This window comes from Paenibacillus sp. N3.4, assembly GCF_008017805.1.
Classification (GTDB): Bacteria; Bacillota; Bacilli; order Paenibacillales; family NBRC-103111; genus Paenibacillus_E.
This window is the reverse complement of sequence record NZ_VRTT01000126.1, coordinates 1-12383: the sequence shown is the minus strand read 5'-3', so window position 1 is coordinate 12383 and position 12383 is coordinate 1. Positions and strand designations below refer to the sequence as shown.

10 protein-coding genes are annotated in these 12383 nt (G+C 49.0%); 1 reads left to right on the top strand and 9 read right to left on the bottom strand.

Going from position 1 to position 12383, the window contains the following annotated elements; all coding sequences use genetic code 11:
• The 9 genes from FU659_RS33130 to FU659_RS33095 form a co-directional block, all read right to left on the bottom strand.
• Positions 1-909, bottom strand: a 909-nt coding sequence (locus FU659_RS33130; RefSeq protein ID WP_147951430.1) for an extracellular solute-binding protein, incomplete at its 3' end; no start/stop codon positions are given.
• A gap of 58 nt (positions 910-967) precedes the next feature.
• On the bottom strand, positions 968-1846 hold the full coding sequence (locus tag FU659_RS33125; protein WP_222708708.1) for a carbohydrate ABC transporter permease: 879 nt from the start codon (positions 1844-1846) through the stop codon (positions 968-970).
• 28 nt (positions 1847-1874) lie between these two features.
• A complete protein-coding gene (locus FU659_RS33120) occupies positions 1875-2843 on the bottom strand; it encodes an ABC transporter permease (protein ID WP_261808212.1) in 969 nt (322 codons plus the stop codon).
• A 51-nt stretch (positions 2844-2894) separates the two neighbouring features.
• A complete protein-coding gene (locus FU659_RS33115; RefSeq protein WP_147951429.1) occupies positions 2895-3572 on the bottom strand; it encodes a GntR family transcriptional regulator in 678 nt (225 codons plus the stop codon).
• A 315-nt stretch (positions 3573-3887) separates the two neighbouring features.
• The gene (locus FU659_RS38050) at positions 3888-4022 is read right to left on the bottom strand and encodes a hypothetical protein (RefSeq protein WP_261808211.1); all 135 of its coding nucleotides are present in this window, start codon (positions 4020-4022) and stop codon (positions 3888-3890) included.
• Between the two features lie 213 nt (positions 4023-4235).
• A complete protein-coding gene (locus FU659_RS33110) occupies positions 4236-6401 on the bottom strand; it encodes a heparinase II/III domain-containing protein (RefSeq protein WP_147951428.1) in 2166 nt (721 codons plus the stop codon).
• The gene (locus FU659_RS33105) at positions 6398-7165 is read right to left on the bottom strand and encodes an SDR family NAD(P)-dependent oxidoreductase (protein ID WP_147951432.1); all 768 of its coding nucleotides are present in this window, start codon (positions 7163-7165) and stop codon (positions 6398-6400) included. Before FU659_RS33105 ends, FU659_RS33110 begins: the two co-directional genes overlap by 4 nt.
• A 48-nt stretch (positions 7166-7213) precedes the next feature.
• Positions 7214-8248 carry an SGNH/GDSL hydrolase family protein gene (locus FU659_RS33100; protein ID WP_147951427.1) on the bottom strand — a complete coding sequence of 345 codons (1035 nt, stop codon included), beginning with the start codon at positions 8246-8248 and terminating at the stop codon, positions 7214-7216.
• A gap of 417 nt (positions 8249-8665) precedes the next feature.
• The gene (locus tag FU659_RS33095) at positions 8666-11230 is read right to left on the bottom strand and encodes a chondroitinase-B domain-containing protein (protein WP_147951431.1); all 2565 of its coding nucleotides are present in this window, start codon (positions 11228-11230) and stop codon (positions 8666-8668) included.
• A gap of 275 nt (positions 11231-11505) precedes the next feature.
• On the opposite strand from FU659_RS33095, the gene FU659_RS33090 reads away from it, so the two are divergent.
• On the top strand, positions 11506-12150 hold the full coding sequence (locus FU659_RS33090; RefSeq protein WP_147951426.1) for a transcriptional regulator: 645 nt from the start codon (positions 11506-11508) through the stop codon (positions 12148-12150).
• The last annotated feature ends 233 nt before the right edge of the window (positions 12151-12383 follow it).

Sequence of the window (12383 nt, the reverse complement as noted above, 5' to 3'; positions counted from 1 at the left end):
CGTAATCCCGTTCGGGGTGAATTCAAACGTCCCCATCTTTCCGTTCCATAACTTCTCAAATTCCTTCAAATTAGAAATCGTGGCAAACTCGGGATCCAACAAGCCTTCTTTATACAATTTATTCAGGAATTTGATGCCATCCATGAATCCGGGCTGCAATACCCAAGGTATCACTTTCCCGTCAATCAGCTTGCCCCTTCCGACCGGAACGCCGTAAGCTGCAAAGATATGAGAAAACGTACTGTATACGTCGCTCTCTTTTCCTCCTGCAAAGTAAGCACCAACGCCGATCGTATCCTTTTGACCGTTGCCGTCAGGATCCTGATTAGCGAATGCTTTTAACACCGTATAGTATTCATCGATCGTCTTCGGAACGGGCAGCTTCAATTTATCCAGCCAGTCTTTACGTATGGTCAAAACGTTTCCGAATCCCCAACCACGCGGAATGGCGTACACTTTGCCATCAACTTGAGCAGCGCCTTTTAATATGGAACCTTTGTTGTCCATAACGTTTTTCCCATTAGTCTTCAGTAAATCATCCATAGGAATAATCACTTGATTACTGACCAGATCTTTGATTTTCGCTTTATTCGGGTTCAGGAATGCATCGGGCATATCATTTGACGCGATCATCGTATTTATTTTCGTTTCCAAGTCCGGAGCATCCACGGCCAAAAACTGGACATTCACACCCGTTCTTTTGCGGATTTCCTGGACTACCGTGTTATCTTCAGGAAAATTAGTCGTCTTGTCGATCAATATTCGTACCGTTACCGGTGCTGCAGGTTTGCTGCTTTCACCTGTTTTATTGCCTTCTTTGCTTGTGGTCCCTGGAGTAGAGCAAGCGACCGCACTCATCATCATCACGCTGATTAAACTAAAAGTGACTGTCTTCTTCAATTTCACCATATATATACCCCCCTAAGTAATGTATCTATTTTGAGAGCTTACAATCGCTCTTCAAAATCTAACCTTTAATGGATCCAACCATGACGCCTTTGACGTAATATTTTTGCAAAAATGGATACACAATCAACATTGGAATCACGGAAACAACAACAGTAGCCATTTTGACCGATTCTTCCGTGACCAATCCGATTGAGGCAGCAAAGTTATCCGTCCCCTGGACCTGCTGTAAGGAGCTGCTCTGCAGCATCGTTCGCAAAAACACTTGAAGTACTTGTTTGGCATCGGAGTTGATGTAAAGAATAGCATCAAAATACGAATTCCAATGGGCTACTCCGTAAAATAAAGCAATTGCGGCGATGACGGGACCTGAAACGGGCAGGATGATCGAAAATAAAATGCGCATCGGAGCAGCCCCATCAATGTTTGCCGATTCTTCGAGCTCGGCGGGTAAGCTCTGAAAGTAATTTTTCAAAATAATCAAGTTCCATGCACTGAGAGCGCTTGGGATAATGAGCGACCAAATGGAATCGATTAAACCGAGCTCTTTGACGATCAAGTAAGTCGGGATCATCCCCCCGCTGAACAGCATGGTGAAAAAAATCATGAGCGTAATGATGTTTCTTCCCACAAATCTTCGAATGGATAGGGGATAAGCCAACATGGCGGTCAACACAATATTGATCGCAGTTCCTATAACTAAGCGGAAAATGGAGTTTCCATAAGCATAGTAAATCCCTTTGCTATGAAGCAGCAGTTCATATGAAGTGAGAGAAAACCCTTTCATCCATAAAAATAGCCCTCCACCCATAGCTAGCTTTGGATCACTCAACGAATACATCAGCACATGCCAAAATGGATACAAGGTAACAATGGATAGCAGCAACATGCCTACATTCAGACTGAAATACCATATACGTTCCCCAAATGACTCTTTCACCAGATGAACCTCCTTCGTACGAAAACGGTTACAGCAAACCACTATCTGAATCAATTTTTTTCGCAATAAAGTTCGTAAATAAAACTAGGACTAGACTAATAAGCGATTTGAACAAGCCCGATGCTGTAGCCAGATCATATTTCGCATCTTGAAAAGCCAGTTTGTAGATATACGTGTCCAAAATTTCGCTAACCTCGTAAACCTGTGGGTTGTAGAGTGCAAATATTTGATCCAGACCGGTGTTGAGCATGCTTCCCATACGAAAAATAAGCAAAATCACAATCGTCGTCCGTAAACCCGGCAGCGTAATATGCCAAATTTGCTGCCATCTCTTCGCGCCATCCACTTTTGCCGCCTCGTACAACTGTTGATCAATCGTTGCTATGGTCGCGAGATATAGTACCGTACCAAAGCCCGCTTCCTTCCAAATATTCGATATGACAAGCAGGCTCCGGAAGTATTCCTTACTGCTCAGCAGGTTGAAGGTAAAATTGTCATACCCGAAAAACCCAGCGATTTCTTTGATCACACCGGTAGAAGGAGATAAAATGGCAAACAAAATACCCGAGATAATAATCCATGACACAAAATGAGGCAGATAAATGGCCGTTTGAACGAATTTCTTATACAATTGATGCCGGATTTCATTCAGTAGAATAGAAAGAATAATCGGGACCGGAAATGCAAATACCAGTTGGTAAAGCGAAATGATAATGGTATTCTTGAAAGCTCTGTCGAATCCATACATGCTGAACAACGTTTTGAAATTATCCAACCCAATCCATTCGCTGGCGAAAAATCCTTGGTAGATATTGTACTTTTTGAATGCGAGCAAAATGCCGTACATCGGTATATAGTGGAACACAATAAAGAACAAAATCCCTGGAACAGCCATGAGATATAATAGCTTATCTTTTCGAATATGGGACAACTTCCTCTTCCGCTCCAGTGACTTTGAGGATTCCTTGAGATTCGTCACCGTTTGATCATACAACACGCTCAGCCCCCTTCTCTTGTAAGCGTTTTAATTTATGAACGAAAACTACATCTAGGTTTTAGATGGTTTTCCCGTTGCTTTCATTCTTGTAATCAAATCCTGTTTGGCCTTAATGACGTGATCTCTGGCAATATTTGCGGCAGCTTCCGCATCTCGATTTTTCAAAGCCTCCAGCAGCATCCGATGATCGTTACTAATATCGGTTCCCCGGTTCGAACCAAATATTTGGCGCATGCTGTCAATCAGTCCCCAGTGCCGATCAATAATGCGAATCGCTTCGGGATTTTGCGCTAGGTTGTTGATGATTTTATGAAAGCTCTCATTCAGTTTCAGGCATAATAACAAGTCGCCGTCCTCTGCTGCCTTTTCATATTGCTCTTGAATGGCAACAAGTCTGTTGTAATCGCTATCCTTCATGTAAGATACGCCATTGTAAACCAGCATCGTTTCAATCGCCATTCGGATATCGTACATATCAGATACGAACTTCTCGTTTACCTCCCGTACGCTTGCTCCTTTATGAGGCAGCAGACTAACGAGTCCTTCCCCTTGAAGCTGCTGGAGAGCTTCCCGAATCGGCATCTGACTGACGCCGTAACGATTGGATAAATCGACGATCCGCAAGCGTACGCCAGGTTTAAATTCACCTGATAAAATATCTTCGCGCAATTTATCCCGAACCCGTGAGTAAGTCGTTTCATTTAATGCTGATTCCGGTGTTACATTCATACTTTTTTCTCCTCTTCATTTCTTTTATTTGATATTTGATATAATATCACATTTAAATTAACGATGTAAACATGATATTTGATATTTGATCAAATATCAAAAGAGCAGCTTAAACATTCAAAAACTATACCACGAAGGAACTATTGGACGAACTTGATATCTACAAAATTAAAGAGCCCTCTCCGGCTCATTCCCCAAGGAAAGGGCGTAATAGAAGAGGTCCGCAAAACCTTCATTGCATAGGTTCGATTCCGATCGAGTTAAACTATTTTGCTTTAGTTTCATCTAAAAACCAAAAAAATAAGCCGGATCTATTCACTCTGTTCGAGCGAAGATCCAACTTATGGCCATGACTTCCCCCGAATATTCGTTCGCTGTAAACGTAACCGGTAAATGCTCCATGGCTGAAAGTGTTCCTGTATAAGTCATGCTGGCCTCTTCTTTCAACACGGTCTATACACAAGACTGGCTCACTTTCAAACCTACTGCAGCATTCCCGGCAAAAGAAGCCTCAATCACGTGCTGGGAAGAGCTTTGTTCCGAATGAACCGCGCTGCTACTCTATGAATCGCCTGATAGTCCATGGGCAAGTGTTTCATAAGCAAATACAAGCATGCCCGATACAACAGAACTCGGGTATGCTTGTAGAGTAAACAGAGCTGCCTAAACAATCTGCAGCCCTTGATCTTGCGACATGCGAATAGTCGTTGAACAACCTTGAGCAGAAACTTCAATCGTGTTGTCAGATACCAGCCTCAAAGCGACACCAGAGCTGGCTCGGTACACGTGGATAAAGCTGGCGCGGTTCCCGATGTGGCGATGAAGTAGAGCGGTCAGCGGCACGCTCGGATCGACGGAATCGCCGGGCGTTTGGACCGCGAGCAGCTCGTCGCCGGGAAGCGCAAGCGCCGTGTGAAACACATCCGTTCCTTCAACCAGCGTGTACTTAGCATGTATCTCCGCATGAGAAGGTCGAACGATTACCCCATCACTCGACTCCATGAATACAGGATTGTCCGAATTGAGTTGCTTCTCATCCCCCACAAAGCGGCCAATCACTTTCAGATCCGGCAGCGCAGGCTGAATGCTGATCGGGGGGTACGCTTCCTCCTTCTCCGCTGAAAGCTCTTGATGCTGCTCGGACACAGCTGCCACCACAGGATGCATCCACCATTCTATGGATCGACTAACGCCGCCTTCCAATGAGACTTGAAACCAATCCAGCAGCCAGTCTCCGGTTAGCAGTAAATGACGATCAAGTCGACATTCTGCATATGCAGCATCCGATTGCAGCCAAGCGTAAGTGGCCGCTTCCGATTGCTCGAAGCGTTCGCAACGGCCCGTGTGTGCAGCTTGCGAGGTTCCGTCTAGCGAAACTGTGTTATGACTTGCGGTTTCACTAAACCACGTCCGCAAGGAGGAACCGTAAGGAACGACGCCAAAGTCCGGCGTCAGTGTACGAGCTTCATGGATCAGAGTAAGATGCAGCTTATCGTAATGGCCATGTGCGCCGCCGTGCTCGCCGAAATCCACGAGAAACGAAAGCGGATTACCCGCATGTCTACCCACGACGAAGCCGGAATCCGGCCATAATTTGGAGCCGCGAGGTGGAGATGGTGATACCAATGCGGATCGCTCCGCCCTCGAGCTAACTGATGAACGGTTCCGGATATCGGCCGGCACTTCCCCTGCCCCGTACAGCAGCGCTTCGAGCTGGATGCGCAAACCGTCCGGCGAGCCCATCTGCCGGTAAGCTTCGCGCAGGATCGGGGCGAGCCCCTCGATCGCATAGCGGGCAAGCCCCTGCTCGGCGATCTCGGCAATCTCACGGGCGTAAGGCAGCCGCCCCATCGGTCCGTCGTGCAGCGCAGGCAGCACGCCCTGATCGTCGGCCAGCTCCGCCAAAGCCACGAACATGCCTTGAATCGATTGCCCCTCCGTGCCTTCGCACGCGTACAGATCGATGCCGCACCGCTCGGCCATCTCGGCGGAGATCAAATATGCACGCAGCACGAATATGTGATAATACGTGCTGCCTTCGAACTCAAGCTGATCGGGCTTCACGCCGATCGACAGATGGTGGCGGAAGCCGCCTTCCCCCACGATCAGCTCCCCGATCGACTGCCGATCCCGACGGGCGGCATACACACAGGACAGCGATGCGTTCAGCCAAGCTGTATAGTTGTTTTCCGCATTCTTCCGCTCATGAACCAGAATGCCGCGATACTCCGTCATGCTCGTATCGAGCAGCGTCAAGAACGTATCGATCTTGCCCTGCTCCTCGCCACTGAACACGACTCCCTCATCCAGCAGCAGTAAGTATGCCCTAATCAGCGTCGTAGACCAGATCGCCTCGGTCAACGCTTGATGAAACGCGCGACCCCTGAGCATCCATGACTGCGCATCCGGATGTACCGGATACAAAGGGAACTGCGCCGCATATTCTATGATCAGCCGCTTACTCAGCTCAGCATACGACGCCTCGCGCAGCGCCGCATACACCGCAGCAGATTGCAGCGCCACACGCGCCAGCAGTTGATGCTTAAATACGAGCCAAGCGCCCCGGTATTCGGCGCCTTCAACCTCACAGCCGTGCGGACAAAGGAACTGCGCAGCATCGGCAACGAAAGGATCGAATTCAAGCTCCGTATGGTGCTTCGGGCACACATACTGGTGCCACCATCCGCCGGGCTCCAGCGGAATTGACAAGCTCCCTGCGTCACGCAGCCGGTCGATCTCTTCCTTCAGCGAAATCGCTATACCCTTCACCCATTCCAGCCGCTGCACCTTAGAGTCCAGCTTCTCATTCAACCGCACAGCTCTGCTCATCGCATCATCATCCCACCGTTAACCTCAATCGTTTCACCTGTGAGATAGGCGGCGAGATCCGATGCCAGATACAGAACCGCGCCCGCTACATCCTCCGGTGTTCCTTCCCTCTGCAGCGGAATGCCGCCTATCGTCGCTTGACGCGCTGCATCCGTCGTGAAAGTTGAGTGGAACATCGTGTTCCCGATAAAGCCGGGAGACACGTTATTCACGGTAATGCCACCCGCTGCCAATTCCTTCGCCAGCCCCTTTGAGTAAGCCATCACAGCCGCTTTGCTCGCTGCATAAATGCTGGAACCCGGCCCGCCGCCGTTATGCGCAGCGACAGACGACATATTAATGATGCGCCCGTACCCTTTGGCTTTCATCCCGGACAGCACTCTTTTGCACATAAAAACGGTGCTCTTGAGGTTGACGTTCATAATCCGCTCGTACATCTCCTCGGTCATCTCTGCGTTCGGTACACGCTGTACCAGATGCCCCGCATTGTTGACGAGAATGTCGATCGTACCGCCGAAAGCCTGCTCCACCTCGTTCACCAGACGATCGATCTGCACCGGATCCGTCACATCCGCCTGCACCAAGATCGCCTCGCCGCCAGCCGCACGAATCGCAGCGACCGCTTCCTCGCCTTGAGCTACGTTGTTCAAGCAGTTTACGCCGACCTTCGCTCCGTTAACCGCAAGCGCAAGCGCGATGGCACGCCCGATGCCTGCGTTAGATCCTGTGACAAGTGCAATTTTACCGGTTAAGTTGATGTTCATATGATATCTTCCTCCCAAAATGTTGCTGTTTTTAGTATATTGATTAACCTATGCAGCCCGTAACTTATCCACAGTAGGCCGTAAAAAACCTGCCAAATGCTCGCCCATCACGATATGACCATAATCCGAAGGGTGAATTAGATCGCTCGTTAATGAAGTGAAATCCGTCATAATCCGCTTGCCGTCCAGCAAGATGAGATTCTCGTGATGACGACTTGCGTAATATTGCTCCAACACTTCGTTGAAACGCTTCTCAGCCTCGCTGAACGAGTAAGTCGAATCTTGGAAATAGGTAGCGCGGTTTGGAAATATAGACGTCAGAAAAATCGGCTTTTCAGGGTAACGCTCGATGATCCCATCCAACAAATAGGCAGTCCGTTTCTGAAATTCCTCAACGGGAATGACTCCCCTCATATTTACGCCCATCTCCAGATAGGCGATGTCCCAGTCGTCCCGCGCAGCCAAATGATCCGCCAACTCGGGCTCACAAAAGCACGATCCGCTAAGGCCCAAATTCAGCACATCAATGCCAAGCCTGCGAGCGGTCTGCTGGACATAGCAGTTGTAGTGGCTTAACGCTCCAGCCCCCTGTGTAATTGACGAACCATATGCGAGCAGCGTCAACTGCGGAACCTCGTGACGTTCAGGCGGACGAACCACGAATCCGAATGCATCTATATCATAAAAGATAGCGCTGAATCGGTCGCAAAACACACGCCAGACCTTCGACGAAAATGCCGCGTTATTCAGCTTCTCCGGTATCACCTCAGCGAATCTTTCCGGTTCTTCCAATTCAATAGTCGTCACAACACCGGCCTTCAGGTCATAAGCAGCATGGAACAGATCTCCCTTGAATACTAGCACCTGCCCATTTTTTTCCTGAGAGGCCATAGTCACTCTGATGTACCTTGCTTCTGTCACGAACCTTAGCTCGCAACCGTTTGATTCGACGGCCTTCATGCGCCCTTTTTCCGTTAAGGATTCGCGAACCTGCCTCGGAAACCGCTGAAGCCGCAGGCCCGGCAAGTAAGACCTCTGTTCCAATTCCATCACATTATGAAAAAACACATTATTAGGCAGCATGGTTTCACTCCACTCTTTCTATCTGGTTAAAATACTGGGGAGATCGGAACCTAATTGATATCCGTTCCTTCTCTCATCCATTTTCCAAAGAATTAAGACCCATTATAGATATTGGCACCCGACAAGCACATGATCGAATTTAAGCAGGTTTGTGCTTTTTTAAAAGCGAGAGCTGACAGTGAGGAGAATCGCTTGTTCCTCGCAGCCCTCTTTGGTGTTTGCAAATGCAATCATGCGCCGCATATAAGAACATGATTCCCTCATGCCGTTGCTGCCGTGGTTGTTGCCCGCTCTTAACTTTAATGTTGCCCTTGAACTCCTGATTCATGGCTTGAAACGCAGGTGTCCCCGATGTGTCGGCTCCGTTCCAAATAAGCAAGGTGAAGGTGCCGTCAAATCCGTTAGTGAATCTGGTGTTTACTCATCCGACCCCGCATCCGGCATGCCAACACGCGGCTCATGCTCCATATCTTCGGTTATCAGGGATAACGAGCCGCGACTGTCTAAGGAAGCGTCGATCGCTGGGCTGCTCGGCGTTAGCTTTTTATACCTGATCGTCCTAAGTCGTTCGTATTCGCTTGATGTCCATAACCAGGCATACTCGTTTCGGTCAAGCTCAAGCACCTCGTCGCGCATCAGTGGGTAGGCCACCTTAACCTCAGACTCGCTAAGCGGCGCGGTGTTGCCGGTAATAAGAGGAACGCCGTTTTGTGGAAACATCATATTGCCGGACCATACAAGTCCTGGAATCGGCGTCATAATTTTGATCAATTCTTGCTGCCCGCTGACGACGATGTTATTGATAAACGTTAGGTTTTCCGGCGCGCGGCCATAACGAGTCATCCCAAGCTCGATGCTGCCTTTGTTATTGATAAGTATGTTGTTGGCGATGAGTGCATTTTTGGCAATATAATGGTTAGCTGTTCTGGAAATTGGCTGTGTCATATTGTCATTATCGCCGGTTGTGAAAGTAATCGCCGCGTCCCACACGGTCCCCGTCAGATCCTGGAAATAGTTGTTGTAAACCTTATGATTCTCGCCATACACACGCACGCCGCCTGGGCCTAAATCTATACCGTCAGGGTCGGTCGCAGGCTCTATCCGCCCGTTGCCGATAAACATATTGCCATATACACTCGAGCCATTGCCCGATCTAAGAGATACCGTCCCCAACGATTCGATAAAATAGTTGTAGCGGATCGTATTCGCGCTGCTTTTGACCGAAATAATTTCCGGATCGCTATCCACATGATCGAAAATATTGTACTGAATGACCGCATAGGCGTTTAGATGAACCAAATCGCTCACGCCGAGTCGGATGCCCTCCGATTCGTTCTCTTGCCGAGGCAAGGTGTTGCGGAAAATGTTGTACTCCAACATATCGTTTTGCGTAATCTCGTAGATGCCTGCTGCTGTGTCTCGGAATCCGTCGAAGGTGATGAATTTGCCGGTATCCTTCTTATTTTCCATTAAATTGTGGTCGATCCGGTTCTGGTGGCTGTTCTGGCCGTCGATGAGCACCCAAGTTGATTTGGTTGCCGACGTGGCCGTACCCGGTGAGTGAAAATAGTTATTGGTAACGCGCATATGATGGGACCCGGTCAATCGCACCCAGTTGGTCGCAGCGCTGCTCATTGAGAACTCTATATCCTGCATTGTAATGTAGGAGCTATTGGTGAAACGAATGCCAGTTGCATTGAATACCGCCATGCCTTTGTTCTTCGCTCTAATAACAATCGGCTTGTCGGGCGAACCGTTAACCCCGGTGACTCCGAAACCGGCATAGCTCCCGTTCTCAAGTTCAATAACATCCCCAGGTGCTGCCGCTTTAAGCACTTGAGCCAGCTGGGTCGAGTTCGTGACGGTAACCGGCGGATTCGGTTGTGGAACCGCGGACAGCGCAGGTGAACTGTTGCCGCTTTCGCCCGCTGCATTCACGGCACTGACAACAAAGTAGTAAGTTTGACCTACCGTTAAATTGCTTGCCGTAAAACTGTTCAATGTGATGGGAGTACTGTTGATAGTGGTAAAAGGTCCATCCGCGCTGGAAGCCATTTTCACATTGTAGCTTGTCGCATGGTTGGATGCCATCCAAGTGAGCTTCACTGCTCCGGTGCCTGGAAGAGTTGCAGATACGTCCGTTGGAGCATCCGGGATCGTCGGCACAACAACTGTATAAGCGGACACCTCAATGTCGTCAAAAGCCGTCGTACCAGCATTGCTGTACAAACCGACATGGCCCGTGTTAAATGGTGCAGTATCGGTGCCGGACAAGACGAGCGTGCTGCCGTAAAAACCTTCCAGCGTTAATGTGGAATCTGTGTTCTTGATGACATTCAGCTTGAGAGGCATGTACCCAAGCGTATCGTAAGAGGAAACTAGCGTTTCATTCGGGATCGAGATGCCGCTTGCATTCGGAGTTCCCGGAGTTTGCGTGACGGCCGCTCTCGTATTTCCTGTCACCTTTTCCAAGTAAAATTGGTAGCTAATTGTGTTCTTCTTCATCATGAATCGGTAGTAGGTGCGCGTGGAGCCGGTTCCTGAATATTTGGCAACGAGTCCCGCGTAGGTGCTGTTTGGGCCCATTACCTTCACCTTCCCTGACAGTGTGATGCTGTCGGTTGTGATCGTTGGATCGCTGTTCCCCCAGTATTCGTTCGTCACCACAAAGGATGCAGCCGTAGAAGGATCAGTTTGTCGTAAAAAATGGTTTGGCGCACCGCTTGGGGACGTTTCTTCGTAAACTGCCCAGTTGACAGTTCCGCCAATTGCTGCCTTCCACGGCTGCGATGCGGTGACGGCGCTTCCAACCGGTAACGCAAATCCCGACTGTACGTTGCCGTAGGTTTCGAAGCTTTCTTGCAGCGATTCGCTTGCTGCGAGTGCTGCGGCCTGTTCAGGCCATAAGCTAAGACACAGGGAAATCGCCAACAGCATACTCATTAAACCGCTTACATTTTTCTTTATTCCCCATATGCTCATCAAATTTCGTTCACCATCCTTCTATTCTACTTAACAAGTTTCATTATAATTTTGAGAGGTTGGTAAGCACATGATTCATTTTAAGCACGTTTATGCTTTTTTAACTTTCGGTTGTAGGTATCTAGCGTGACTCTTTCTTTTGCCCTATACTAGTCATTAAATGGTCGTGAAGCACACGCCGCTCCAAATCCTATGTAGGCACAAGTAGAACTTACTTTGTCCTCGTGGTTTGGGGCGGCGTTTTTGATTGGGGCCAGTATCATGGAGGTTGATGTATGATGTTTGAACAAGCATTTGAGCAGTTTATGCAGCGGCAGGTCAAGGAAGAAACAAATGGGAGAAGACGTGAACGTCTGGAGAAAGGGTTAGGCCATGCGGAGGCGGAATTTCTGCGCACGATTTGGTACCCGGTAGTTGGGCATTTTGAGCATCTTTATCCGGAATGGGAGGTACGCGATTTCTCCAATCGGTACCGATATTTGGACCTCGCCTACATGCCTGGGGGTGCTAAAGGTGTTATTGAGGTGCAAGGTTACGGCTCTCACGCGCGCGATATCGAAGCATGGAGATTCAAGGACTTATGCTGGCGGCATTGTCTCCTTGCATTGGACGGATGGGTGGTCATGCCGATCGCCTATTCCTCGATAACCGAAACGCCGAAGCAGTGTCAGCAGTTGGTGCTTTCCTTGATCGGAAAATTCGTTTCGGCGGCCGTGCCGGACGATTTGTCATGGCTGGAAAGCGAAACGCTACGCTTTGCACGCAGGGTGCTTCGCCCTTTTGCCCCTACAGAGCTGTCGGATCACCTCAAAGTCAGCACGAGACATACGCGCACGCTCCTTCGTAATCTGGTGGACAAGAAGCTGCTGATTGTCATGAGCGGTCAGGAGCGAATTCGGACATATCAGCTGCTTAGCTGAGGTTGTCGGGGAACGAGGATCCGCTATTTTGGCGATTGTGTCGATGCTGGGCGGTAGGCGGAACGAGGATCCGCTATTTTGTTGTTTAGCCGCGTTCTAGCCTCTATTAAGAGCAAATAACGGATTGTCGTTCCGAGAGAACACGATGTAAGCGTTATCACCAAAAAATAAGACATCCATGTTCCGCGAGAAAGCTGGTGGTGATACAGATTGAAGGGGTTCGGGGTTCGGGG

Excerpts from the sequence above, each read along its gene's own strand:
- FU659_RS33115 (WP_147951429.1), bottom strand. The coding sequence starts at position 3,572 with ATGAATGTAACACCGGAATCAGCATTAAATGAAACGACTTACTCACGG.
- FU659_RS33110 (WP_147951428.1), bottom strand. The coding sequence starts at position 6,401 with ATGAGCAGAGCTGTGCGGTTGAATGAGAAGCTGGACTCTAAGGTGCAG.
- FU659_RS33105 (WP_147951432.1), bottom strand. The coding sequence starts at position 7,165 with ATGAACATCAACTTAACCGGTAAAATTGCACTTGTCACAGGATCTAAC.
- FU659_RS33100 (WP_147951427.1), bottom strand. The coding sequence starts at position 8,248 with ATGCTGCCTAATAATGTGTTTTTTCATAATGTGATGGAATTGGAACAG.
- FU659_RS33095 (WP_147951431.1), bottom strand. The coding sequence starts at position 11,230 with ATGAGCATATGGGGAATAAAGAAAAATGTAAGCGGTTTAATGAGTATG.
- FU659_RS33090 (WP_147951426.1), top strand. The coding sequence starts at position 11,506 with ATGATGTTTGAACAAGCATTTGAGCAGTTTATGCAGCGGCAGGTCAAG.